Genomic DNA, 24,085 nt, shown 5'->3' on the forward strand with positions numbered 1-24,085 from the left:
TCCGGGGTGCAATGCTTGCACCCCGGTTCCTGACAGATATTCCGAATGAAACCGGCCCCCTAGGGCGCTGGCAGGCGGGCCATGACATGCTTCTGACCATTCGATCCCTGACCAAGAGCTTTCCCGGCACCAAGGCCCTTGATGGGGTCGACTTTGACCTTGCAGCGGGCGAGGTGCACGCCCTGCTGGGGGAAAACGGCGCCGGTAAATCGACGCTGATCAAGTGCTTGACCGGTGCCTACAGGCGGGACGCAGGCGAAATGCGCCTTGAGGGGCGCGCTATCTCTCCGAGTTCAACGTCAGAGGCGCAGGAGCTGGGCATCGGCACGGTCTATCAAGAGGTTAACCTGCTGCCCAATCTAACCGTTGCGCAGAACCTGACCTTTGGCCGCGAACCGCGCCGGTTCGGACTGGTGAATGGACGTCTGCAGAAATTGCAGGCGCAGGAGATGGTGCAGGGTTATGGCCTGAACATCGACGTTGGCCGCGATCTGTCGACGTATTCCGTGGCAATCCAGCAGATCATCGCCATCGCCCGCGCGGTGGCCCTGTCGGGCAAGGTGCTGATCCTGGATGAACCAACCGCGAGCCTTGATGCCGCCGAGGTGCGGATGCTGTTTGACGTGGTGCGAGGCCTGCGCGACCGTGGGTTGGGGATCGTGTTTGTGTCGCATTTCCTTGATCAGGTGTTCGATCTGACGGACCGCCTGACCGTGCTGCGCAACGGCCAGCATGTGGTGACGGAACGGACGACGGATGTGGATCGGTTGCAGCTGATCCACCACATGCTGGGCCGGGATCTGGAAACGGTCGAGACGCCGGGACATACAGAGGCAGGCGACGTGGTTCAGCGCCCGGAAATGCTGCGGTTCAGCGGGATTGGGCGGGCAGGGGTGGTGGACCCCTTTGACCTGACCGTGCACAAGGGCGAAGTGATCGGCCTTGCCGGATTGCTGGGGTCCGGGCGCACCGAAAGCGCTGAATTGCTGTTCGGTTTGCGCCGCGCCCAGACCGGCGAGGCGCGCGACGCCAATGGCCCGGTTGCGATCGACACACCACAGGCCGCGATTGCCGCCGGGTTCGGCTTTGCCCCCGAAGATCGCAAGACCGACGGCATTGTCGCCGACCTGTCGGTTCGCGAAAACATCATTCTTGCCCTGCAGGCCAAGCGCGGCTGGGCACGTCCGCTGCCACGGGCCGAACAGGACCGTCTGGCGGCGGATTACATCAAACGGCTGGATATCCGTACCCCGGATGCGGAAAAGGCGATCGGGGATCTATCGGGTGGCAACCAGCAAAAGGTCGTTCTGGCACGGTGGCTGGCGATGAACCCGCGTTTCCTGATCCTGGATGAACCGACCCGCGGTATTGACGTGGGTGCCCATGCCGAGATCCTCAAACTGATTGACCGGTTGACCGAAGATGGCATGGCGGTGCTTGTCATCTCGTCCGAACTGGACGAATTGGTGGTCGCGGCTGACCGCATCATCGTTGTGCGGGATCGACGGCATGTCACCGAACTGACCGGTGCCGCAGTCACCACAGATACGATCATGCAGGCCATCGCGGCCGAAGATACCCCGCCCCTGCGTGAGGGCGTCCTATGAAACGGGCCCTGCGCCGTGTGGCACCGCAACTGATGACTCTGATCGTTCTGGCTGCGCTGGTCAGCTGGTTTTTCCCGAGTTTCCTTCAGATAGACCTGTCGGACGGGCGGCTTGTCGGGCCGGTGATCGACATCGTGAAACGCGGCGCGCCGGTGGCCATTCTGGCGGTGGGCATGACCCTTGTGGTTGCGACCGGCGGCATCGACTTGTCCGTCGGGACAGTCATGGCGATCACCGGCGCGGTTGCGGCCTCGGCCCTTGTCAGCGGATGGGGCGTGCCGGTGGCACTATTGCTGGCCTGCGGCGCGGGGCTGACGGCGGGGGTGTGGAACGGTGCCTTGGTGGCTGTTCTGGGCATCCAGCCGATTGTTGCCACGCTGATCCTGATGACCGCTGGACGCGGCATCGCACAGCTGATCACCGAAGGCAGGATCCTCACCTTCAGCGACACCGGTTTCGCCTTTCTAGGGTCGGGCAGCCTGATGGGCATACCGGTGCCAGCGCTGCTTTGGGTGCTGACTGGGGTTCTGGTGGCGCTTTTGATGCGGCGCACCGCCCTTGGTCTGCTGGTTGAATCGGTGGGCATAAACCAGCGTGCCAGTGCGCTGGCCGGGGTCAATGCGCGCGGGTTGATCATTGTGGTCTACATGGCATCGGGTCTTTGCGCGGCTCTGGCGGGGATTATCGCAACGGCGGATATTCGTGGTGCGGATGCCAACAACGCCGGGCTGTGGCTGGAACTGGACGCGATCCTTGCGGTGGTGATTGGTGGCAATTCGCTGCTGGGGGGGCGGTTTTCCATTGCCGCGTCGGTTCTGGGCGCGATGATCATCCAGACCATCGACACCGGCATTCTGCTGGCGGGGTTTCCGTCTGAATACAACCTTGTGATCAAGGCGGTGCTGGTGCTGGCGATCCTGATGATCCAGTCGCCGCATCTGGCCAGCGAATGGGCGCTGATCCGGATGCAGATCGCCAGACGCCGCGCCGCGCGCGGACAGGAGGGGTAGGAATGGTACTGTCAGAAGGCTCAAACCTTACCCCGAAAAGGCCATCCGAATGGGGCGGCTGCCCGGCATCAGGGGGTATCCCGTTGCAATCCATCGCACCACCAAAGGCGGCACAATGAACCCGCGCACCTTTCCCCTGCTGGCAACAATCGCCATCTTCCTGATGGCCTATGCTATCTGTTCGGCCCAGTATCCGACGATCTTTTCGACACGGGTGGCGGGCAACCTTCTGACCGACAACGCATATCTGGGCATCACGGCCGTCGGTATGACGCTGGTGATCCTGTCGGGGGGCATAGATCTTTCGGTCGGGTCGGTGATCGCCTTTTCGGGCGTGTTCATCGCCGTGATGCTGCGCGATACCGGGCTGCACCCCTTGATCATCTTTGCGCTGCTTTTGTTGGTGACGACCGCCTTTGGCGCAGCGATGGGCGGGTTGATCGATATTCTTGCCATGCCGCCGTTTATCGTCACGCTGGCGGGAATGTTTCTGGCGCGTGGGGTGGCCTATATGCTGACCATCGACTCTGTGCCGATCAGCCACGACTTCTACACCTACCTGCAAAAGGCCTACTATCTGATGCCCGGCAAGGGTCGGTTGACCTTTATTGGCGTGCTGATGCTGCTGACCGTGCTGGTTGGCATGATCGTCGCGCATCGCACGCGATTCGGGGCCTCGGTCTTTGCGCTTGGGGGCGGTGTTGCGACGGCGCGGCTGATGGGGGTCAGGGTGCGGCGCACAACGGTACAGATCTATGCGTTTTCCGGGTTCATGTCGGGCCTCGCCGGGATCGTCTTTTCGATTTACACCGGTTCGGGCTATCCGCTGGCTGCTGTGGGCACGGAGCTGACAGCCATCGCGGCCGTGGTCATTGGCGGCACGCTTCTGGCGGGTGGTGCAGGTTATATGTTCGGAACCCTGATCGGTGTGCTGACCATGGGCCTGATCCAGACCTACATCGTTTTTGATGGCAGCCTGTCCAGCTGGTGGACCAAGATCGTCATCGGCGTTCTGCTGCTGTCCTTTATCCTGTTGCAAAAGGGGCTGGTGCATCTATCCACCCGCCGACAAGGAGTGCGGACATGAGCGGAGCAAACGATCTGTCGGCCTTTGGGCGGGTAAGAAACGGGCAAGAGGTTTTGCGGATCGGGTTGCGGGGCGGCGGGTTGCGCATGTCCCTGCTGACACACGGCGCCCGGGTGCAGGATCTGCGTCTCGACGGAGTCGCGCATCCGCTGGTCATCGGCGCGGATACCCTTGGGCCCTATCTGGATCAGATGGGCTATCACGGGGCGATTGTCGGCCGTTTTGCCAACCGCATCGCCGGGGCGGGCTTTACGCTGGACGGGCAGGAGGTTCGGACCGATGCAAACGAATTCGGGCGGCAGACCCTGCACGGCGGCGTGGATGGGGCCTCGTCCCAGATATGGGCGGTGCAGTCGGCTGACGCGGATACGGCGGTGCTGACGCTGGAGTTGCCCGACGGGCATATGGGTTTTCCGGGCAACCTGCGGGTCACCGCGACCTATGCGCTGCCGGGTGATGGTACACTGGCGCTGGACATCAACGCGACATGCGACGCGGCGACGGTGTGCAGCTTTGCGCATCACGGCTATTTCGCGCTGCAGGACGGCGGATCAGTGGCGGATCAGACGCTCTGGATCGATGCAGACCGCTATTTGCCAGTGGATGATACGATGATCCCGACGGCAGATGCGCCCGCGCCGGTTGACGGCACGCGGTTTGATTTTCGCAAACCCCGGCGGATCGGGACCGCTGGGCTGGATCACAATTTCTGCCTGAACAACGCGGATGGCGGCCTGCGTCGGGTGGTGCAGGTGGTGGTGCCGGACGGTCTGTCGCTGGAGGTGCTGACCGATCAGCCGGGGCTGCAGATCTATGACAGCGCGCGCCAGCCGGAATTGATCGGGCTGGAGGGGCGCAGACACGGTGCCTTTGCCGGGATCGCGCTTGAGACACAGGCTTGGCCCGATGCGGTCAACCGTCCGGATTTCCCAACGGCAGTGCTGCGTCCCGGTGAAGTTTATCGTCATGCGGTACGCTACAGGTTTACCCGCTGAGGGCGTTTACCGGGCAGGGCGAACCTCGTATCCCGGTTCCTCAGGTTCGTCGTCAATCAACTCGTGGGGAAAGCCATCGGCCTCGACCCGCAGGCCGGTGGCCTGTTCAAGGCGCTCGATAATCCGGTCAGACTGGGCGCGGTTGCCATAGCGACGCTGGCCGTCCTGCATGATCGCGATGATTTGTGGCGAGAGTTCCAGCGGAACGCCCGCCTGATCCGCAAGGTCCTGAAACAGGCCAATGTCCTTGAGCACGAGGTCCATCGTGAAATCCACGTCCCGGGCACCCGACAGGATCAGCTGGCTTTCGGTTTCATGCACAAAGGACGTACCCGAGGAAATTTTGATTGCCTCATAGGTGGTGGCCATGTCCAGGCCCTGCGCCTTCATCGTCACCAGCGCCTCGCAGAGGGTCAGCAGGTTGGCGGTGGCCAGGTAGTTGGTCATGACTTTCAGCTTTGACGCCGTGCCGATGGGGCCGGTGTGCAGAACGCGACGACCCAGAATGGTCAGCAGGGGCAGGACGCGTTCAAAGGCCTCACGCTCGCAACCTGCAAAGATCGAAATATTGCCTGTGGCCGCCCGGTGGCAGCCGCCCGAGACCGGACATTCCACGGCCAGTGCGCCGGTGGCGGCGACCCGGGCAGCCTGATCCACGATCTTGGTGGGGTCGGTGGTCGACATCTCCATCCAGATCTTGCCTTTGGTCATTTCCGGCAGAAGCTGGGTCAGCACCGCTTCGGATGCGGCGGGGCTGGGCAGGCTGGTGATCACCACGTCACAGGCGCGCATCATCGCGGCGGGGCCCGTCGCGGTTTTGGCACCGCGGGCGGTGAAGCTGGCAACCGGGGCAGGGTCGAGATCGTGCACCGTCAACGAAATGCCATTGCGCAAAAGACTGCCAGCCAGCTTGGCACCGACTGCGCCCAAGCCGATAAATCCCACTTGCATCACGAACTCCCTGTGACCATTACCTTCTCAGGCTGGCTCGTCGGCGGCGGCAGTGTCGCTTCCAAAACCGACGCCGGGCGGGGCGAAATTGGTAACTTGGGCTTTGGCAAGGCGCGCCCTGGAACGATCCTTGCCTGTACTTCAAACCTGAAACGCGTGCATTTCAGCGTGGTCAGAAACTGTGCCAGATAATGGAGAAACATCCATTCAGGATGGCCGCACACCGCGGCCTATATTTTTGATGTGCGTGCTTCTGCGACTGCCTTGTTGAGTATATCCACAAGCATGGCCCGGCTGACGGGTTTCATCAGGTGCCCGACAACATTTGTAAGGGTTTGACCGTTCAAATCGATGTCGTTTGCGTAGCCCGACATAAAGACAACGCGCAAATTTGGGTATGTCTCGGTCATCTTGGCGGCCAGTGTCATGCCCTGAAGTTTGCCCGGCATCACAACATCGCTCAGCATTACGTCGATTTCGTCCGCATCCTGCCCGAATTTTTCATATGCCGCATCCGCAGTCGGACAAAGCAGCGCTTTGAATCCGGCAGAGGTCAGCATCTTTTCAAGCATGCTTAGAATGCCTGGCTCGTCTTCTACGACAAGAACAGTCCCGGAACCTTCCATTTGTGCTCCATCCTTCCTTTCCTGTAGAGAATTTCCGCCTTCGGCGGGCTCGCCGCTTGACGGTAGAAATATGCTGATCTTCGTACCTTGGCCCATCACACTATCAATCAGCAACATGCCTGCAGATTGCCGCGCAAATCCATGCACCATGGCAAGCCCAAGACCCGTTCCCATATCCGGGCCTTTGGTCGAAAAGAACGGTTCGATCACCTTGACGATGTTCTGGGGCGGGATACCGACACCCGTGTCTGAGACCGTTATCACGACATAGTCGCCACCTGAGATACCTTCGGAAATAACCACCGGGTCATTTTCGGCGAGGTGCACGTTCCTGGTTTCGATCGTCAGTCTGCCCCCTTCGACCATCGCGTCGCGGGCGTTTATGCACAGATTGAGAAGCGAATTCTCAAGAAAGTTCTTGTCCGCATATGATTGCCACAGGCCGGGCTGGGTTTTCGTCTCGATCAGGATGGATTCAGGGATGATCCTTGAAATCAGTATGTTCAGCTGCGCGACCACTTCATTGGCATTCAGGAATTCCGGCTCAAGCCGCGATTTCCGGGCAAAGCTAAGGAGCCTGCGGGTCAGTTCACCGCCCCGGATACAGGCCGTGACGATGGCGTCCAGGCATTGGGCGTCTTCTGGGTCCACATCTTGCAGTTCCAGCAACTGGGCATTGCCAAGCACAATCGCCAGAAGGTTGTTGAAGTCATGTGCGATCCCGCCGGCGATGCGCCCGATCGCATCCATCTTCTGCACTTGGGCAAGGATCTCCTGATGCTTGAGGATCTCTTCGCGAAGGGCTTGTTCTTCGGATACATCAACGACCATGACGTACCAGACGATCGATCCGTCCTCGAGGTATCTTGGCATCGCCCGACCTTCGAGTGGCTTGATCTTGCCCGACGGGGTCCTGATCCGCCAGCTATGGGTCCAATACTGCATCTTCTCGGCTGACAGCAGGCCTGACTGCTGCAAATCGGCGAGATCGTCATCTATGACAAGCTCCCAGATCAGAGACGGGTTTTTCTCGATCTCCTCGGGGGTGAATTCCCAGATGTCCTTGGAGCCGGAGCTCATGTGTTCGATGTAAGAGACCCCATGCGGCGTGACATGGTACTGAAAGAGGGCGCCCGGCACGTTGTCAGACAACGCCTGAAAGGTCTGCTGCCTGTTTGCCAATTTTTCGGATGCTTCGACCTCTTCGCTGAGATCGGTAATGATACCGATCATTTCGATGGCTATACCGTCCGCGTCGTAGACTGCGGTGCCTTGACTGAGCAACGGGATATAGTGCCCATCCGCGTGACGAACGCGGTATCGAAAACGGTAGGGAATACCACTGGCAAGAGATGTTTCGACCTGCTGCCTGTAGTCAGCGGCGTCATCCGGGTGAATCATCGTTGCAATTGTGTCTATGGATGGGAAATAGGTTTCGCGGGTCAACCCCAGCACTTCCAGCAAGTGATCGCTTAATTGAAGGCGGTCGCTTGTCAATTGCCATCGCCACATTGGGACATGTTTACCAAGAACATCGATGGCTTTTGCTGGATCGCCCCACTCCATACCGATGTTCATTAAAAACGCTCCACTAGGTAGTCAGAAAAATTGGCATTGCTTTAGTTTAAGGCGAAATTTGAATTTCGCGAAATCTTTTAGCGATTTTCGCTATTTGCCTACCGCGAGGGAACCGTCAGCCGGGCCCAAGCCCAGTTCACACGACGCCGAAGCGGCCGACTGGTTGATCGGTGCGTTCTGAGCGGATCCGTCTTGGGGTGTTCAAGCCGATTGGAACCCGAAACTCAGCGCAGGAATGAGGGTTGTCGCAGGCAACGGCCAGGGCTGTTTTCATCCCGTATGGTGGCGACGATTCAGCGGGCCGTTTACTGGCTGGGCCGCCAGTAATTTGTTTACTGTCAATGAGTTGTAGTGATTTGGAGCGGGTAACGAGAATCGAACTCGTAACTAAAGCTTGGGAAGCTGCCGTGATACCTTTTCACCATACCCGCGCTCACTGTGCGACCAACTACGCCGGGGGCGCTTTGGCGTCAAGTCTCTCTTGCGGCTTGGGCAAATCGCTCAGGTCGTTGTGTTTGATCTGGTCATCGGACCGGGTGGGCGGCGCCTAGCGCCGCCGCCGTCTGCGTCCCTCGCGGTCGCCGCCGGTGTTGAACGAAACATCCGGCAGGGTCGCGATCTTGGCGAGTTCGGCAAAGGGATCGGTCTTGTGCGGGATGGCGTTGGCGGCAACAAAATGTTCCTGAAAGCGCGGTTCGATGGCGGTTTCGACCTTGGTGATCTGGCGCACCACGCGTTCGATTTCGGCCCGGGCGCCAAGGTTACAAAGCGCGATACGGGCACCTGTGCCGGCGGCGTTGCCTGCGGATGTCACCTTGCCCAGCGGCACGTCGGGGATCATGCCCAGAACCACCGCGTGTTTCGCCGAGATATGCGCCCCAAACGCGCCGGCCAGCACCACGCGATCCACGGTTTCGACACCCATTTCGTCCATCAGCAGGCGCGCACCGGCGTATAGCGCGGATTTGGCGAGCTGAATGGCGCGGATGTCGCCCTGGGTGACTGTGATCAGCGGGCCGCCCGTCGCGGTGCCGTCAAAGATCACATAGGAATGGGTGCGCCCTTCGGGGATCATGCGGGGGGTGCCGGTCTGTTCGGCGGACCCCAGAAGGCCAGAGCTGTCGAGCAATCCGGCAAGGCGCAGTTCGGCGACGGCTTCGATGATGCCGGACCCGCAGATGCCGGTGATGCCGCTTGCTGCGGCGGCGATGTCAAAGCCTTCTTCATCCGACCACAGATCCGAGCCGATGATGCGATAGCGCGGTTCCTTGGTTTCCGGATCAATGCGGATCGCCTCGATCGCGCCGGGGGCGGCACGCTGGCCGCTGGAAATCTGCGCACCCTCAAAGGCCGGACCGGTGGGCGAGGAACACGCCAGAACCCGCGTGGTGTTGCCAAGCAGCAGTTCGGCATTGGTGCCCACGTCGACGATGAGGACAAGGTCCTCGGACTTGCCGGGTTCTTCGGACAGGGCCACGGCGGCGGCGTCGGCACCCACGTGACCGGCGATGCAGGGCAGGATGTAGACGCTTGCAGACGGCGGCAGGCTGGTGAGGCCCAGTTCGCGCGCCTCGAGGTTCAGGGCGTTCGATGTGGCAAGGGCAAAGGGTGCCTGACCCAGTTCCACCGGGTCGATGCCCAGTAGCAGATGGTGCATCACCGGGTTGCAGACAAAGACGGTTTCGAGGATCAGACTGGGGGCTATGTCGGCTTCTTTGGCGATATCCACCGCCAGCGCGTTGATCGCCTCGCGCACGGCGGCGGTCATTTCACGGTCGCCGCCGGGGTTCATCATGGCATAGGACACGCGGCTCATCAGATCCTCGCCAAAGCGGATCTGCGGGTTCATGATGCCGGAGGAGGCGACCACAAGGCCGGTTTCAAGGTCGGTCAGGTGGGCGGCGATGGTGGTCGACCCTAGGTCGATGGCAAGGCCGTAAAGGCCGGATTCATGCAAGCCCGGCCAGACGGCAACAAGACGTGGCACCGCTGTTTCGCTGGCCTTGTGCAGGGCAACGGTCACCTTCCATCCGCCTTTGCGCAGCACCGGCTGGAGGCGGGACAGGGTGGCGAGGTCAGTGGTCACATCTGGAACGTTCCACTGGGATTTCAGCGCGCGGGCCACGCGTTCCAGATCGCCGGTGGGGGTGTGCATGTCGGGTTCATCCACCTCGATGTAGTAAAGGCGGGTGGCGGGGTCCATGACGATGGTACGGGCCGAGGCGGCCTTGCGCACGACCTGGCGGTGGACCTGGCTTTCGGGGGGGACGTCGATCACCACATCGCCCATCACGCAGGCCTGACAGCCAAGGCGACGGCCTGCTTTCAGCCCGCGCTTGTCGTCATAGCGCTGTTCGACCGAATTCCATTCGCTCAGCGCGTCGGGGGCAACGGTGACGCCATGTTTGGAAAATTCGCCATAGGACGGGGTGATCTGACATTTCGAACAGATGCCACGCCCGCCGCAAACCGAATCCAGATCGACGCCCAACTGCCGCGCGGCGGTCAAGACGGGCGTACCCTTTGGAAAGCGGCCGCGTTTACCCGAGGGTGTGAATACGACGAGGGGGTCGGTGGTCATGTGGCGATCCTATGGTCTTTTGGGGGGCAACATAGAGGTTGTGGCGAGAGTTGGAAGGCGGCAACCGGCACAGGGGCGACTGTCTGCGCCAAGTTGCTGCCTCAGACGGTCCAGGGCAGGATTCCGGGGCCGAAGAACCAGACCAAAAGGGGGATGGGCGCCGTACCGATCACGAAGGTTAAAAGCGTGGCACCCGGCGCAAAGATCCGGCTGAGCCCGGCGAGCATGGCAAGCCCGCCACCACCGCCAACAACAGCATTGCCCGGCAGGTTCATCAGCAGCGCCAACGCGACATAGCGCCAGTCGCGCAGGATCCGCCCCAGCCAGTTCGGCGCGCGCTGGCAAAGATAGTGCAGGCGCAGCTCCGGGGGCTCACCGCTGATGCGGGTGACGGTGTCCGCGAGGCCGTTCAGCCGCAGGTCGCGCAGCGCCGAGATGATCCATGGCGTGGGCAGCCAGCGGCCGAAAGCCCAGGCAAGGGACAGGCCGACAATCGTGGCAGCCCAGACAAACGGCGCAGCATCGGCGCCTTTCATCGCAAGGATGGCAAGGCCGATTTCGACGCCCGGCATGAAGGGCGTGGCCAGAACCAGCATATAAATCAGCAATAACAGCGCCAGCGCCGTCATGCCCGCAGGTCCGGTTTCCATGCGCAGCCAGTCCAGCGCGTGAAGCGCCATCCAGACCAGCGCGCCAATCACCACAAGGCGGGCCAGATTGCGCAGAAGGGCGGTCAGTGACACGGCGGCGCTCACCCGAAGATGTCGCAAGGATGGGTAAAGGATCGGTTACGGGGACGCCCGGAGCGTGCCGTCATGACCCGTCGAGCCAGCGCAGGATTTCGCCCCGGTTGCCATCAAGGTCAGGGGCGGGCGTGCGCGTGGTGCGGTCTTCGGACCCACTCATCTTGATCGGATTGCCGGCGGCGGTGAAGGCGGCGCGACCGTTCTTGTCGAGCACGTCCACAACCATGTTGCGCGCCAGAATCTGCGGATCGCGCAGCACCTGATCAACGCTTTGGATCGGGCCAGTGGGAATGCCTGCGGCGGTCATTTTTGCGATCCAGAAAGATTTGGTGTTTTCCAATGTCACGGCTTCGATCAAGCGCTTGAGAAGGCGGGTATTTTTCACCCTCTCGGGGTTTGTTGCAAAGCGCGGATCGTTGGATATGGGCAGGTCGAGGAGCAGGCAGAGCTTTTCGAACAGCACATCGTTGCCGCAGGCGATCACAAACAGACCGTCCGAGGCATGAAAGGTTTCAAACGGCGCGATCGAGGGATGGCGCGCGCCGGTGGGGCCGGGGGCCTTGCCGGACACGGTGGTAAGCGCGATGGCGTGTTCCAGCAGGGTGACCTGAGCGTCGAGCATGGAGATGTCGATGCGCCGTCCCTTGCCCGTCCGGGTGCGGTCCAGCAGGGCGGCGAGGATCCCCTGAGCGAGGTACATGCCGGCCACGATATCCCCGATGGACGCGCCGACGCGGACAGGATCGCGGCCCTTTTCACCGGTGATCGACATGACCCCGCCGCGGGCCTGAACGACCATGTCGTAGGCGGGACGTTTCGCATCAGGGCCGGTTTGACCAAAGCCGGACACCGACCCGTAAACCATTGACGGATATTGGGAATGCACTGTGTCCCAGCCATACCCCAGACGCTCCATCACCCCGGGACGGTTGTTTTCCAAAAGCACATCGGAACGTTCCAGGAGTTTGTCGAATACCGCGCGATCGGCTTCGGATTTGAGGTCGAGAGCAATGGATTTCTTTGAGTGGTTTATGGCGGCGAAATAGGCGCTTTTTCCATCCTTGAAGGGCGGGAAGGAACGGGTGTCATCGCCGGTGCCGGGGCGTTCCACCTTGATCACTTTTGCGCCTAGATCGGCAAGTGTCAGTGAGCAGAATGGCCCGGCAAGCACATGAGTTAGGTCAAGTATCGTGGTGCCGGCAAGGGGGAGAGACATGTCTGATCCTGATTCTTTGTGCATGTGCAGCACAACCTTTAGACGTGTGGTGCGGTCTGTCTGCAAGCGTCTTTGTCGGCGTATGGAAACCGTATGGGTCGCGTATGGAAAGCGTATGGCTGCGATATGGCTGATCCTCACACAAAATTGGTTAACGATTTCCACATTCTGATCGTGCGTGGAATATAAAGCCCAGCAGGTTCATCAGCACCTGCGCCGCAAGGATGGTGGTTGAGCCGGTGGGATCGTAATCCGGGGCCACTTCGACCAGATCGATCCCCACCACCTCGTGCCGTTGGGCGACGGCCTGTAACAGTTCCAGCACCTCGTAATACAGAAATCCGCCGTGGCTGGGCGTGCCGGTGCCGGGGGCGATGGAGGGGCAGAAGGCGTCGATATCGAGGGTGATGTAGACCCGTGCGCCCGCCGGAATCCGTTCTGCCAGCGCCTGGGTTCCAAGGGCGCGGGACTGGCGGACCGACAGGATGTCAGACCCCATGCGACGGGCGTCTTCGTAGCCGTCGCGGGCGGTCGAGCTGACATTACGGATACCGATCTGGGTCAACCCGGTGACAAAGGGCAGCTCGGCGGCGCGACGCATCGGGTTGCCGTGGCCCACGCGCACGCCGTGGCGTTCATCGACAAAATCCAGATGGGCATCGATCTGGAGCACATGGATGTCGCCCTGATCGTCAAAGGCGCGCAGGGCAGGGATGTTCACCGAATGGTCGCCGCCGATCACCACAGGCAGCGCCCCGGCGGCAAGAATGGCGCGCACGCCGGTTTCGATGTTGGCATGGCTCTGGATCGTATCGGTGTGCACGATGTCGGCATCACCGATATCGACGATGCGCACATCCGAACCCAAGTAGGTGGCGTCATCTTCGTGATCGTAGGCACCCGCGTGGCCAAAGGAGAACAGCGTCGACGCCTCGCGGACGCCGCGCGGGCCAAAGCGCGCACCGGCGCGGTACTGGGTGCCCGCATCGAAAGGCGCGCCAAGGATGGCGGCATCGGCGTCAATGGCGGCCCAGTCTTCGACATAGGGTTTCTTGGCAAAGGTGCAGATGCCGGTGAAAGGCAGGTTCAGGCGGCCGGTCTGGTAGCTGTGGGTCATGGGCGGGGTCCTGTCGGTTCGGGGCAGGATGGCGGGCTTTGCAGGAGTGGTAAAGGGCGGTTTCCTGCCTGTCGGAAAGACAGGCCTTTGCGATTGTTAATTTCCCTATGCCGCTTTTGGTTGGGTCGCAGCGATGGGTGGTCGCGTCGTCGCACGACCATTCCTGGCGTCGGGCAGAGTGTTCGTACTGCTGCGGTCGATCGTTGGAAAATGCGAAAGGTAACCAGAGGTCAGCCTGGAAATTAATCGTTTGTTAACGTTTTAGGGAAAACAGGGGAGCCTTCGGGCGATGCGATTCCCACCACCCGATTTGGTACGGTTTGTCACGAGGAAATCATCGATGGCGGTCAGGATTTTTACATGCAAATCATGTAACTATGAGATGAGGCTTGGCGCGTCTGATTGTCGGTATTGCTTCAAGCCTGCGCCGTTTCTGAATCGTCGGAAATCATTGATTGGTCTGGCCGTGATCACAGTTCTCGCGTTCGTCTGGGTCGTCCTGGGCCCGGCGGGATGATTCGGCTTTCGCAGAAAGTGTTCCGTAAGGCGTGAGGTAATTCCCCCTTGGCCGACCCGCGAATGTGGGCGGAAACCGAACAGTCCCACAGGCGCATTGGCAGCGATCTGGGGCTTGGCGCGCTATTGGGGTTTCCCTTGGGGGACAAAGGTGCGATAGCGACGCGCCAAATGATGTTTCCTGAGGAAGGTTGTTCCATGGAGATTCGCGAGGCTCTCACTTTCGATGACGTACTGCTCGTTCCGGCCAAATCGAGCGTACTGCCCAGCACGGCGGATACACGCACCCGCGTGACGCAGGCGATCAAGCTGAACATACCGTTGCTGAGTTCGGCGATGGATACGGTGACCGAAAGCCGTATGGCCATCGCCATGGCCCAATCGGGCGGCATGGGCGTGATCCACCGAAATCTGGATATCGAAGTTCAGGCGCGTGAAGTGCGCCGGGTCAAGCGGTTCGAGAGCGGGATCGTCTACAGCCCCGTTACCCTGACCGCCAACCAGACGCTGGCGGATGCCAAGGCGTTGATCGAGCGGTATAATTTCACAGGCTTTCCGGTGGTGGACGAAAAGGGCCGTGTGGTCGGGATCGTGACAAACCGCGACATGCGCTTTGCCGAGCACGACGACACGCCGGTCAGCGTCATGATGACGACCGACAATCTGGCGATCCTTCAGGAACCCGCCGACCGCGATGAGGCCAAGGGCCTGATGCGTGCGCGGCGGATCGAAAAGCTGCTGGTGACGGACAAGAACGGCAAGCTGACGGGCCTGCTGACGCTGAAGGACACCGAACAGGCGGTTCTGAACCCGACGGCCTGCAAGGACGGGCTGGGGCGGCTGCGGGTCGCGGCAGCCTCGACCGTCGGGGATGCGGGATTTGAACGCAGTCAGGCGCTGGTCGATGCCGGGGTCGACATGATTGTGATCGACACGGCGCATGGCCATTCCGAAGGCGTTGCAATTGCAGTCGAACGCGCCAAGCGGCTGTCCAACGATGTGCAGGTTGTGGCGGGCAACGTCGCCACGGGCGAAGCAACGCGCGCGCTGATCGGGGCTGGCGCGGATGCGATCAAGGTCGGCATCGGCCCGGGATCGATCTGCACCACGCGGATGGTCGCGGGTGTGGGCGTGCCGCAACTGACGGCGATCATGGATTGCGCAGCGGCGGCCGGTGATGTGCCGGTGATCGCGGATGGCGGCATCAAGTTCTCGGGCGATTTCGCCAAGGCGATTGCGGCGGGGGCATCCTGTGCGATGGTCGGATCGATGATCGCGGGCACGGATGAATCCCCGGGCGAGGTGATCCTGTATCAGGGCCGGTCGTTCAAGGCTTATCGCGGCATGGGCAGCCTTGGCGCCATGGCGCGCGGATCTGCCGACCGGTATTTCCAGAAGGACGCGGCCAGTGACAAGCTGGTTCCCGAAGGGATCGAGGGGCAGGTGCCCTACAAGGGATCCGCCACGGCCGTGGTGCATCAGTTGGTCGGCGGCCTGCGGGCGGCCATGGGATACACCGGCAATGCAACCGTCGAAGAGATGCGTCACAACTGCACCTTTGTGAAGATCACCGGCGCGGGCCTGAAGGAAAGCCACGTGCATGACGTTCAGATCACACGGGAATCGCCGAACTATCGTATCGGATAATTGCTTCTGCATAACGGGTTACGAAGGCCGGGGCGAGAAATCGCTTCGGCCTTTTGCTTGGAGCGCAAGGTGAACTGGGCGGAACCTGCCCAGAGCCGGACACTGCATCAGTGCCCGAGCTGATGCAAAACCGATAGGGTTGCGGGGCAAATGATGCAGACTTGCGACTGTGCCAGTCGGCCCTGTAATTGCGGGATTTGGACAAGCCTGTTGCCATGTCCGTGCCGGGGGCCTGATCCTGCTGGTGGTCATGGCCCATGTCGATGTTCGGGGCGGGCACATCATGGTGCCAAGCATTGGTGAGTGATACATGCCTGAGGCGGCCAGCACTGAGCAATTCAAACCCGTCTTTGCGCAGCGCATGCGTGAATTACGCGGCACTTTTCCATTTTATCGGGGTGACGTAAACGACGCTGTCATCGACGCTGACCATCACATCGCCGTCCTGAATATTCACCTGAAGCTTCATCGCGCGGCTTGCCAGTTTTGCCAGTGCGCCTGTGTCGGTCTCGGAAAAATTCACCACCTGAAGATTGTCAAAACGGGTGGTGCTGTTCTTGATCTTGTCCCACCACATCTCGGCGGTTCTGCCGCCATAGGGATAGACAATCACCCTGTCGGCTTTGCCACAGGATTGACGCATCACCTTCTCGCTTGGGAGGCCCAGAGCCACCCAGACATCAAGCTCACCGCTAAGGCTTTTTTGCCAGATGTCCGGTTCGTCATCCGTTGAAAGGCCCTTGGTCATTTCCAGATGCTCATGGGCATTCAGCGCAAAAGCGACAATGCGCACCATCAGCCGTTCATCCGTCTCTGAGGGATGTTTGGCAACGGTCAGTTTATGAGTTTCATAATAGTGACGATCCATGTCGGAAACGGAAAGTTCAACTTTATAAATAGTGGCTTTTTGCGCCATGATTTGTCCTGGAATTACGAAGATAGGGATGCCTAATGCGTCTGGTGACCTTGTGAAAGCAGATAACGGAAAGCCCACAAATAAAAGGGCGCCAGACAGGTTTCGTCAGGTTGTTTGACCTGCCGAGGCAGGGCGGTTGGCCCGCATGACAAAAGCACCCGCATTGCCGTGGCGCGGCCGTTTCAGGGACCCGGCGGTGTGCTGTTTCTGAGGGATCTTTGTGTGGGACTGCCCAGATCGGCCATTGCGCCACTGGCTGGGATCATCGGCGAACGGCGCATGCCATATGCGTGGTCGGCGCAATCATCCCAACCCTTGATATGCGTCAACGCGCGGCGGGGCTGCGCGGCTTAGCGTGGCGCATATCGGAGTTCGATGGGTCCCAGGCGGAGTGCCATGAGTAGCCGGACCTGACTGAGGTCTGGCCCACAAAGTCTGGGGAAAATGCCCGTGAGCATCGGCATATCAACGTTGATCGAAGGATTGCGATTATGAGCGTTACAGAAACGACTCAGTCTTCAGTGGCGGCAGAAAAGACCCCCCGAAAACTGGGTTTGGTGCCATTGGCCGCGTTGGTCGTTGGATCGATGATCGGCGGCGGTATCTTCAGCTTGCCGCAGAACATGGCCAAAGGTGCCTCTCCGGGCGCCGTTATCATTGGCTGGTTGATTACTGGCATTGGCATGCTGGCGCTGGCCTTTGTCTATCAGGGCCTGTCAACGCGCAAACCGCAGCTTGATGCCGGGCCATATGCCTATGCGCGCGCCGGTTTTGGTGATTTCGTCGGTTTCAACAGCGCGTGGGGCTATTGGCTGAGCGCTTGGCTGGGCAACGTGTCCTATGTCGTGCTGATCTTCGGTGCGATGAGTTATTTCTATCCGGCCTTCGGCGAGGAAGGAAACACGGTGCAGGCCATCATCGGTGCGTCGGTTGTCCTTTGGGTCACCCATGCGCTGGTCCTGATGGGCATCCGGCAGGCGGCGATCATCAACGTTGTCACCACCATCGCCAAGCTGGCGCCAATCGCGCTGTTCGTGGTGCTTGTGGCCGTCGCATTCAACATGCCGAAATTCAGCTTTGACTTCTGGGGTATGCAGACGCCGGATCTGGGCGGCATCATGGCGCAGGTCCAAAGCACCATGCTGGTCACGCTTTGGGTTTTTATCGGGATTGAGGGGGCCAGCGTCGTGTCGGGGCGTGCCGCGAACCGCGCAGATATCGGTCGCGCCACGATCATCGGCTTTGTTATTGCCCTTTCGGTCTACCTGCTGGTGTCGCTTTTGTCGTTTGGCCTGATGAGTCAGGCGGAACTGGCGGGCCTTCCGGCTGCGGCCTCGATGGCAAATGTGCTTGAACAAGCGGTCGGTCCCTGGGGTTCGGTCGTCGTGCGCATCGGGCTTGTGGTCTCGGTCGCGGGGGCATTCCTGAGTTGGACGGTGTTTGCTGCGGAAATCCCCTTTCGCGCGGCCAAGGAGGGCATGCTGCCGGCCGTGTTTGCCACCGAGAACAAGCATGGCTCGCCCGCCGGGGCGCTGTGGATCACCAACATATTCGTGCAGATCTTTTTGATCGTCACGCTCTATGCAAACTCAACCTACCTTGCGCTGTTCTACATCGCCTCGACTGCCATTCTGGTGCCCTATGTGCTGTCGGGTGCTTATGCGTTCAAACTGGCGCTGAGTGGTGAGGGCTACAACGCAGGTGAGCGCCGTGGCCGCGACATGTTCTATGGTGGGCTGGCCACGGTTTACGGCGCATGGCTGGTCTATGCGGCGGGCCCGGCCTACCTTTTGATGTGTGCCATTCTATATGCCGCGGGCGTGCCGATCTATTGGTATGCGCGCGCCAAAAACGGCGAAAAGGCTTTCTCGGGCATCGAAGCCTGGCTCGGCGTTGGCATCGTCATCGCAGCGCTCATCGCCGCATATGAAATGTGGACGGGCGCGATCAGTGCGCTGTAATCCCGGACAATTTGGAGCAACAAGATGACGAGCAATACGACTCTGGGTGTCCATTCCGAAACCGGCAAGTTGCGGCAGGTCATTGTCTGCCGCCCCGGTCTGGCGCACCGTCGACTGACGCCGTCGAACTGCCAAGAGCTATTATTTGACGACGTTTTCTGGGTGAAGCAGGCTCAGAAGGACCATGACGTCTTTGCCGGCCTGATGCGCGATGAAGGGGTCGAGGTGCTGGACGTCAACGATCTTCTGGCCGAAACGATGGAGATTGCAGCGGGGCGTGCCTTTGTGCTGGATCATCGGGTGACGCCGGATCATGTCGGCGTGGGCATGCAAAGGGAATTGCGGGTCTGGATGGACTCGCTTTCCGGTGCTCAACTGGGGGAATATCTGCTGGGCGGGTTGGCGACCGATGATTTGCCATTCACGCCCAAGAACCTGTTTGGCAGCTATCTCGGGCATCACGGCCTTATCCTGCCACCGCTGCCCAACGCGCTGTTCACGCGCGATAATTCTGCCTGGATCTATGGCGGCGTGACGGTCAACCCGATGTATTGGGCCGCAAGACGGCCCGAGACATTGCTCAATACCGCGATCTACAAATACCACCCGAAATTCGCAGGCAAAGTGACCATCCACTGGGGCGACCCCACAAGGGAGCATGGTCTGGCGACGCTGGAGGGGGGCGATGTGATGCCGGTAGGCAACCGCACCGTGCTGGTCGGGATGGGTGAACGTTCATCGCCACAGGCGATCGGCCAACTGGCCGAGGCGCTGTTTGCCAAAGGGGTCGTGGACCGCGTGCTGGCGTTCCGCATACCGAAATCACGCGCGGCGATGCATCTTGATACCATCTTTACCCTATGTGGAGGCGATGTGGTGACGACCTTCAAGGAGGTCGCGGATGAGCTGATCTGCTACGATATCCGACCCGGCGAGGGTGACGCCCCGTTGGCCTTTCGCCACGACCCGCGCCCGATCTTTGACATTGTCGCTGAGGTGCTGGGCTACAAGAAACTGCAAATCGTGCCGACTGGTGGCAACACCGAAGAAGAGCGCGCCCGCGAACAATGGAACGATGGAAACAACGTGCTGGCGCTGCGTCCCGGCGTGGTGGTCGGCTATGACCGCAACGATGATACCAACGCAGCCCTCAAGGCCGCCGGGATCGAGGTTCTGGCGATGCCGGGGGCCGAGCTTGGCCGGGGCCGGGGCGGTGGGCATTGCATGAGCTGCCCGACCATCCGCGATGCCGTCTGATTTGAAAGGATCGCTCACATGGCGTTCAATCTGAAAAACCGCAGCCTTCTGACATTGCGCGATTATACTCCGCGCGAAATCGGATTCCTTCTGAAACTGGCGGCGGACCTCAAGACCGCAAAATACGCCGGTACCGAGGTGCCGCGTTTGCAAGGCAAAGACATCGCCCTGATTTTCGAAAAGGATTCGACCCGCACCCGAGTGGGATTTGAGGTGGCTGCCTATGACCAGGGCGCGCGCGTCACCTATCTTGGTCCGAGTGGCAACCACATTGGCCACAAGGAATCTGTCAAGGATACCGCGCGGGTTCTGGGCCGGATCTACGACGCGATCGAATATCGCGGTTTCGGTCAGGAGATTGTGTCAGATCTGGCGAAGTATTCCGGTGTTCCGGTCTATAACGGGCTGACCAACGAATTTCATCCGACCCAGATTCTGGCAGATTTCCTGACCATGCAGGAACATATCGAAAAGCCGCTGCACCAGGTCTCTTACGTATTTATCGGCGATGCGGGCAACAACATGGGCGACAGCCTGCTGATTGGCGGTGCCAAGATGGGCATGGATGTGCGGCTGTGTGCGCCCAGGGAATGCTGGCCCACGCAGGCGATCCAAGACGAGGCGCATGCCTTGGCCAAGGAGACCGGCGCGCGGATCATGATCAGCGATGACATCGACACGGCGGTGAAGGGCGTTGATTTCGTCTACACCGATGTCTGGGTCTCGATGGGCGAGCCGAAAGAGAAATGGGCCGAGCGCATCAAGCTGCTGACACCTTATCAGGTGAACGCGGAGTTGATGGCGAAAACCGGAAATCCGCGGATACGCTTTATGCATTGTCTGCCGGCCTTTCATAATACGGAAACGACGGTGGGTGCCGAAATCGAGGCCGAGTTCGGCATCTCTGCCATGGAAGTGACCGAGGAGGTGTTCGAAAGCCCCGCATCGATCGTATTCGATCAGGCCGAGAACCGGTTGCACACGATCAAGGCGGTGCTGGTCGCCACGCTCGGCGCCTGAGATGCTGGTGGTGGCGGCTCTTGGGGGCAACGCCTTGCTTAGACGCGGCGAGCCCATGACGGCGCAGGCGCAGCGTGCCAATGTGAAACGCGCGGCCGTGGCCCTGGCCGCGGTCGTGCGCGCGGGGCATCAGCTGGTGATCACCCACGGTAACGGGCCTCAGGTCGGGCTGCTGGCACTGCAGGGGGCATCTTACAAACCCGACGAGGCCTATCCGCTGGACGTGCTGGGGGCCGAAACCGAGGGCATGATCGGTTACATGATCGAACAGGAACTGGAAAATGCTCTTGGCCATGATCGGCCGGTGGCGACGCTTTTGACGCAGGTTCTGGTGGATCGCAGCGATCCGGCCTTTGGCAAACCGACGAAATTTGTCGGACCGGTTTATGAGCGCGAAGAGGCCGAAGCGCGCGCCAAGGCCGCGGGCTGGGCGATTGCCGCGGATGGGAGCAAATGGCGCCGTGTCGTCGCCTCGCCCAGGCCACTCAATATTCCCCACATACCTGTGCTGAAGCTGCTTTTGGATCAGGGGGTCATTATCATTTGCGCGGGCGGCGGGGGCATTCCCGTCATCCAGCGCGATGATGGCAGCCTTGTCGGGGTCGAGGCGGTGATCGACAAGGATGCCGCCAGCGCCTTGCTGGCGCGGCAACTGGGCGCGGATGCGCTTTTGCTGCTGACCGATGTCGACGGCGTTTATCGCGATTTCGGCACCGATTCGGCCAGGCGCATCGCCCATCTGACCCCGCCCGAGGCCGATGCGCTTGGTGCCCCTGCCGGTTCGATGGGCCCGAAACTTAGCGCAGGGTGTGACTTTGCACTTGCCGGTGGCTTCACTGGAATCGGGCAGCTTGAAGATGCCTTGGGCATTCTCGATGGCCAAGCCGGCACGCGGATCGAGAGCGCGAAGTAAAGGAAAACGGCTTTCTCCTCCGCCAAATTATGTCGCCCCCCGATTTTCATGATGGGACCGCCCCCCGACGGCATCGATGTGCCAAGCTGGGTCTGCAATGATCCACAAAGGAGGACGGCCCTGTCACCAGAGCCGACGGTCGACGCGCAGGACAGCGGGGCGAGGCTGTGGGCAAAGGGCGCGCGACCCAAGGACCGCAAAAGTGGTTTCATCTGTTAGCCGAGGGTTCTGGGCGATGTGCCCGGCGATGCCCGCGTGATGCAGGAAGAACCCTTTGGTCCCATTGCGCCGATCACCGGATTTTTGTCATATGACGAGGTGATGACCCGCGCCGCTGCGCTGCCGTTCGGGCGTGCCGGGTATGTGTTTTCCAACAGCCTGAGCGTGGCGGCGCGCGCGACCGAGGATCTGGAGGTTGGCGTGGTGGGGGCAACGAAATGCTGCTTGCCACAGCAAAGGCGCCGTTCGGCGGCATCAAGCAAGGCGGTGTGGGCGGGGAAGCTGGTTCAATTGGCCTGCACGACGACCCTGAACCGGAGTATATCAAGATGAAACTGGCCGCGGTGGAGTGAGCAACATGGATGAGCAGGACGCACAGGGCTTTGCACGGGGCCTGACGAATTATGGCGACAAGGATTTCTCGGTCTATCTGCGCAACTCTTTTGCGGCGTCGATGGGGTATTCGCGTGAGGTGCTGAAAAAGCCCATCGTCGGCATCGCCAATTCGTTTTCCGGCTTCAACAACTGCCACCGGCATTTCCCCGAACTGCTGGAGGCGGTGAAGCGGGGCGTGTTGTTGGGTGGCGGGCTGCCGATTGAATTCCCCACCATATCGCTGGGCGAGGTGTTCCTGTCGCCGACATCACTAAAATTCCGCAACCTGATGGCCATGGACACCGAAGAGATGATCCGTGCCCAGCCGATGGATGCGGTGGTGCTGATGGGGGGCTGCGACAAGACGGTGCCGGCACAGTTGATGGGGGCCGCATCGGCCGATCTGCCTGCCGTGCAGCTGGTGGCCGGACCGATGATGACATCGCGCTATGGCGAGGAACGTCTGGGGGCCTGCACCGATTGCCGCCGTTTCTGGGGCAAGTATCGCGCGGGCGAGGTGTCAGCCGAACAGATCGATGATATCGAGGGGCGGCTGGCCACCACATCCGGCACCTGTGCCGTGATGGGGACCGCATCGACCATGGCCTGCATCGCCGAAACGCTTGGCATGAGCCTGCCGGGGACGGCGGCGATTCCGGCGGTTCATGCAGACAGGTTGCGCGCCGCCGAAGCATCGGGGCGGGCGGCTGCGCAGATGATCGGATCGCCGATCAGACCCAGCCAGATCATCACCGAAAAGTCTGTGGAAAATGCCCTGCGCGTTCTGCTGGCGCTGGGTGGGTCGACCAATGCCATCATCCACCTCACGGCTATCGCGGGGCGTCTGGGCATCAAAATATCGCTAGACCGGTTGAATGCGCTTAGCGACGACACGCCGGTTCTGGTCAACCTGAAACCGGTCGGTGCGCATTACATGGAGGATTTCTTTTTCGCCGGGGGCGTCGGTGCGGTGCTGCGTGAATTGCGCCCCTTGCTGCATCTCGACACGATCTCGGTCACCGGTGAAACGCTGGGGGACCGGCTGGAGCAGGACCCGGGGTATATTGATCGGCGGGTGATTGCGACCGCCGAGGCACCGCTGGAACCGCAGGGCGGGCTGGTGGCGCTGTTTGGCAATCTCGCGCCGCGCGGGGCGATTCTGAAACGGTCCGCCGCTGACAAGACCCTGTTCGAGAAGGAGGGCCGGGCCGTGGTATTTTCCTCGCTCGAAGATCTTGCCGCCCGGGTAGACGACCCTGACCTCGACATTACCGCTGACGACATTATGGTGCTGCAGAACGCCGGACCGAAAAGCGCGTCTGGCATGCCCGAGGCCGGTTATCTGCCGATCCCGAAAAAACTGTCGGCGCAGGGGGTGAAGGACATGATCCGCATTTCCGATGCGCGCATGTCCGGCACCGCCTTTGGGACCATCATCCTGCACGTTGCGCCCGAAGCTTCGACCGGCGGGCCGCTGGCGCTGGTGCGCAATGGCGACCGGATCCGGCTGTCGGTCAGCGGTAAGCGGATCGAACTGCTGGTGGATGAGGACGAGTTGGCGCGGCGCCGGTCTGAATGGAGCAGCCCCCTTGTCCCGCCCGAACAGCGGCGCGGCTATGACCGGCTCTATGCATCCGAGGTGCTGCAGGCGGATGAGGGATGTGATTTCGCATTCCTGCAACCGATCGCGGAATCCTGAGCGGTTACAGATACGCGCGAATTGCCAGGTCACAGAGCGTGGTTGATC

At 60.8% G+C, this 24,085-nt stretch carries 19 protein-coding genes, 1 tRNA gene and 1 pseudogene; 13 read left to right on the forward strand and 8 right to left on the reverse strand.

The genetic code is table 11. The annotated features are described in order from the left end of the window. Nucleotides 1–11 precede the first annotated feature (11 nt). From CHB75_RS12615 to CHB75_RS12630, 4 genes are all read left to right on the forward strand, one after another. Nucleotides 12–1,607 carry a sugar ABC transporter ATP-binding protein gene (locus CHB75_RS12615; RefSeq protein ID WP_245840951.1) on the forward strand — a complete coding sequence of 532 codons (1,596 nt, stop codon included), beginning with the start codon at nucleotides 12–14 and terminating at the stop codon, nucleotides 1,605–1,607. Beyond that, a complete protein-coding gene (locus CHB75_RS12620; RefSeq protein WP_089271004.1) occupies nucleotides 1,604–2,617 on the forward strand; it encodes an ABC transporter permease in 1,014 nt (337 codons plus the stop codon). Before CHB75_RS12615 ends, CHB75_RS12620 begins: the two co-directional genes overlap by 4 nt. Before the next feature lie 115 nt (nucleotides 2,618–2,732). Beyond that, a complete protein-coding gene (gene yjfF / locus CHB75_RS12625) occupies nucleotides 2,733–3,704 on the forward strand; it encodes a galactofuranose ABC transporter, permease protein YjfF (protein WP_089271226.1) in 972 nt (323 codons plus the stop codon). After that, on the forward strand, nucleotides 3,701–4,699 hold the full coding sequence (locus CHB75_RS12630) for an aldose epimerase family protein (RefSeq protein ID WP_089271006.1): 999 nt from the start codon (nucleotides 3,701–3,703) through the stop codon (nucleotides 4,697–4,699). Before yjfF ends, CHB75_RS12630 begins: the two co-directional genes overlap by 4 nt. Nucleotides 4,700–4,705: 6 nt before the next feature. Here the strand turns inward: CHB75_RS12630 and CHB75_RS12635 are convergent, their stop codons facing one another. After that, a complete protein-coding gene (locus CHB75_RS12635; RefSeq protein ID WP_089271008.1) occupies nucleotides 4,706–5,650 on the reverse strand; it encodes an NAD(P)-dependent oxidoreductase in 945 nt (314 codons plus the stop codon). A gap of 12 nt (nucleotides 5,651–5,662) precedes the next feature. Between CHB75_RS12635 and CHB75_RS21360 the strand changes: the two genes are divergently transcribed. Then, nucleotides 5,663–5,842: a hypothetical protein gene (locus CHB75_RS21360; protein WP_141135110.1), complete on the forward strand. Its 180-nt coding sequence runs from the start codon at nucleotides 5,663–5,665 to the stop codon at nucleotides 5,840–5,842. Between the two features lie 38 nt (nucleotides 5,843–5,880). Here CHB75_RS21360 and CHB75_RS12640 read toward each other — a convergent pair whose 3' ends face one another. The 6 genes from CHB75_RS12640 to speB all read right to left on the reverse strand — a co-directional run bounded on the left by CHB75_RS12640 (nucleotide 5,881) and on the right by speB (nucleotide 13,514). Then, nucleotides 5,881–7,773 (reverse strand): hybrid sensor histidine kinase/response regulator, encoded by a 1,893-nt coding sequence (locus tag CHB75_RS12640; RefSeq protein WP_176439130.1) that lies wholly within the window; start codon nucleotides 7,771–7,773, stop codon nucleotides 5,881–5,883. 438 nt (nucleotides 7,774–8,211) lie between these two features. Beyond that, a tRNA-Gly gene (locus CHB75_RS12645) sits at nucleotides 8,212–8,285 on the reverse strand. Nucleotides 8,286–8,401: 116 nt separating this feature from the next. Next, nucleotides 8,402–10,435, reverse strand: a complete 2,034-nt coding sequence (locus tag CHB75_RS12650) for an ASKHA domain-containing protein (RefSeq protein WP_089271011.1) — start codon at nucleotides 10,433–10,435, stop codon at nucleotides 8,402–8,404. Nucleotides 10,436–10,536: 101 nt separating this feature from the next. Next, complete coding sequence (locus CHB75_RS12655) at nucleotides 10,537–11,178, reverse strand: hypothetical protein (protein ID WP_141135111.1); 642 nt, start codon at nucleotides 11,176–11,178, stop codon at nucleotides 10,537–10,539. Between the two features lie 70 nt (nucleotides 11,179–11,248). After that, nucleotides 11,249–12,397, reverse strand: a complete 1,149-nt coding sequence (locus tag CHB75_RS12660) for a CaiB/BaiF CoA transferase family protein (protein WP_089271015.1) — start codon at nucleotides 12,395–12,397, stop codon at nucleotides 11,249–11,251. 151 nt (nucleotides 12,398–12,548) lie between these two features. Then, a complete protein-coding gene (gene speB, locus CHB75_RS12665; protein WP_089271016.1) occupies nucleotides 12,549–13,514 on the reverse strand; it encodes an agmatinase in 966 nt (321 codons plus the stop codon). A gap of 714 nt (nucleotides 13,515–14,228) precedes the next feature. Between speB and guaB the strand changes: the two genes are divergently transcribed. Then, the gene (guaB, locus tag CHB75_RS12670) at nucleotides 14,229–15,677 is read left to right on the forward strand and encodes an IMP dehydrogenase (RefSeq protein ID WP_089271228.1); all 1,449 of its coding nucleotides are present in this window, start codon (nucleotides 14,229–14,231) and stop codon (nucleotides 15,675–15,677) included. A 370-nt stretch (nucleotides 15,678–16,047) separates the two neighbouring features. Here the strand turns inward: guaB and CHB75_RS12675 are convergent, their stop codons facing one another. Further along, a complete protein-coding gene (locus CHB75_RS12675; RefSeq protein ID WP_089271018.1) occupies nucleotides 16,048–16,593 on the reverse strand; it encodes a YaeQ family protein in 546 nt (181 codons plus the stop codon). Between the two features lie 491 nt (nucleotides 16,594–17,084). On the opposite strand from CHB75_RS12675, the gene arcD reads away from it, so the two are divergent. The 7 genes and pseudogenes from arcD to CHB75_RS12705 all read left to right on the forward strand — a co-directional run bounded on the left by arcD (nucleotide 17,085) and on the right by CHB75_RS12705 (nucleotide 24,037). After that, complete coding sequence (gene arcD / locus CHB75_RS12680; RefSeq protein WP_089271020.1) at nucleotides 17,085–18,554, forward strand: arginine-ornithine antiporter; 1,470 nt, start codon at nucleotides 17,085–17,087, stop codon at nucleotides 18,552–18,554. A gap of 24 nt (nucleotides 18,555–18,578) precedes the next feature. Beyond that, nucleotides 18,579–19,811, forward strand: a complete 1,233-nt coding sequence (locus CHB75_RS12685) for an arginine deiminase (RefSeq protein WP_089271022.1) — start codon at nucleotides 18,579–18,581, stop codon at nucleotides 19,809–19,811. A gap of 18 nt (nucleotides 19,812–19,829) precedes the next feature. Then, nucleotides 19,830–20,831 (forward strand): ornithine carbamoyltransferase, encoded by a 1,002-nt coding sequence (locus CHB75_RS12690; RefSeq protein ID WP_089271024.1) that lies wholly within the window; start codon nucleotides 19,830–19,832, stop codon nucleotides 20,829–20,831. A 1-nt stretch (nucleotide 20,832) separates the two neighbouring features. Further along, the gene (gene arcC / locus CHB75_RS12695) at nucleotides 20,833–21,744 is read left to right on the forward strand and encodes a carbamate kinase (RefSeq protein WP_089271026.1); all 912 of its coding nucleotides are present in this window, start codon (nucleotides 20,833–20,835) and stop codon (nucleotides 21,742–21,744) included. 228 nt (nucleotides 21,745–21,972) lie between these two features. Next, nucleotides 21,973–22,167, forward strand: a pseudogene (locus CHB75_RS22500) (aldehyde dehydrogenase family protein); the annotation flags it as partial. Nucleotides 22,168–22,181: 14 nt separating this feature from the next. Continuing rightward, nucleotides 22,182–22,316: a hypothetical protein gene (locus CHB75_RS22365; RefSeq protein WP_281253217.1), complete on the forward strand. Its 135-nt coding sequence runs from the start codon at nucleotides 22,182–22,184 to the stop codon at nucleotides 22,314–22,316. A gap of 5 nt (nucleotides 22,317–22,321) precedes the next feature. Continuing rightward, the gene (locus CHB75_RS12705) at nucleotides 22,322–24,037 is read left to right on the forward strand and encodes an IlvD/Edd family dehydratase (protein ID WP_089271030.1); all 1,716 of its coding nucleotides are present in this window, start codon (nucleotides 22,322–22,324) and stop codon (nucleotides 24,035–24,037) included. Nucleotides 24,038–24,085: the final 48 nt, after the last annotated feature.

Origin of the sequence: Puniceibacterium sediminis (genome assembly GCF_900188035.1) — a bacterium.
GTDB classification, from domain to species: domain Bacteria; phylum Pseudomonadota; class Alphaproteobacteria; order Rhodobacterales; family Rhodobacteraceae; genus Puniceibacterium; species Puniceibacterium sediminis.

Bases quoted from the DNA above. Each gene is read 5' to 3' on its own strand.
- CHB75_RS12615 (WP_245840951.1), top strand. From the start codon at position 12: ATGCTTGCACCCCGGTTCCTGACAGATATTCCGAATGAAACCGGCCCC.
- CHB75_RS12620 (WP_089271004.1), top strand. From the start codon at position 1,604: ATGAAACGGGCCCTGCGCCGTGTGGCACCGCAACTGATGACTCTGATC.
- yjfF (WP_089271226.1), top strand. From the start codon at position 2,733: ATGAACCCGCGCACCTTTCCCCTGCTGGCAACAATCGCCATCTTCCTG.
- CHB75_RS12630 (WP_089271006.1), top strand. From the start codon at position 3,701: ATGAGCGGAGCAAACGATCTGTCGGCCTTTGGGCGGGTAAGAAACGGG.
- CHB75_RS12635 (WP_089271008.1), bottom strand. From the start codon at position 5,650: ATGCAAGTGGGATTTATCGGCTTGGGCGCAGTCGGTGCCAAGCTGGCT.
- CHB75_RS12650 (WP_089271011.1), bottom strand. From the start codon at position 10,435: ATGACCACCGACCCCCTCGTCGTATTCACACCCTCGGGTAAACGCGGC.
- CHB75_RS12660 (WP_089271015.1), bottom strand. From the start codon at position 12,397: ATGTCTCTCCCCCTTGCCGGCACCACGATACTTGACCTAACTCATGTG.
- speB (WP_089271016.1), bottom strand. From the start codon at position 13,514: ATGACCCACAGCTACCAGACCGGCCGCCTGAACCTGCCTTTCACCGGC.
- guaB (WP_089271228.1), top strand. From the start codon at position 14,229: ATGGAGATTCGCGAGGCTCTCACTTTCGATGACGTACTGCTCGTTCCG.
- CHB75_RS12675 (WP_089271018.1), bottom strand. From the start codon at position 16,593: ATGGCGCAAAAAGCCACTATTTATAAAGTTGAACTTTCCGTTTCCGAC.
- arcD (WP_089271020.1), top strand. From the start codon at position 17,085: ATGAGCGTTACAGAAACGACTCAGTCTTCAGTGGCGGCAGAAAAGACC.
- CHB75_RS12685 (WP_089271022.1), top strand. From the start codon at position 18,579: ATGACGAGCAATACGACTCTGGGTGTCCATTCCGAAACCGGCAAGTTG.
- CHB75_RS12690 (WP_089271024.1), top strand. From the start codon at position 19,830: ATGGCGTTCAATCTGAAAAACCGCAGCCTTCTGACATTGCGCGATTAT.
- arcC (WP_089271026.1), top strand. From the start codon at position 20,833: ATGCTGGTGGTGGCGGCTCTTGGGGGCAACGCCTTGCTTAGACGCGGC.
- CHB75_RS22365 (WP_281253217.1), top strand. From the start codon at position 22,182: ATGCTGCTTGCCACAGCAAAGGCGCCGTTCGGCGGCATCAAGCAAGGC.
- CHB75_RS12705 (WP_089271030.1), top strand. From the start codon at position 22,322: ATGGATGAGCAGGACGCACAGGGCTTTGCACGGGGCCTGACGAATTAT.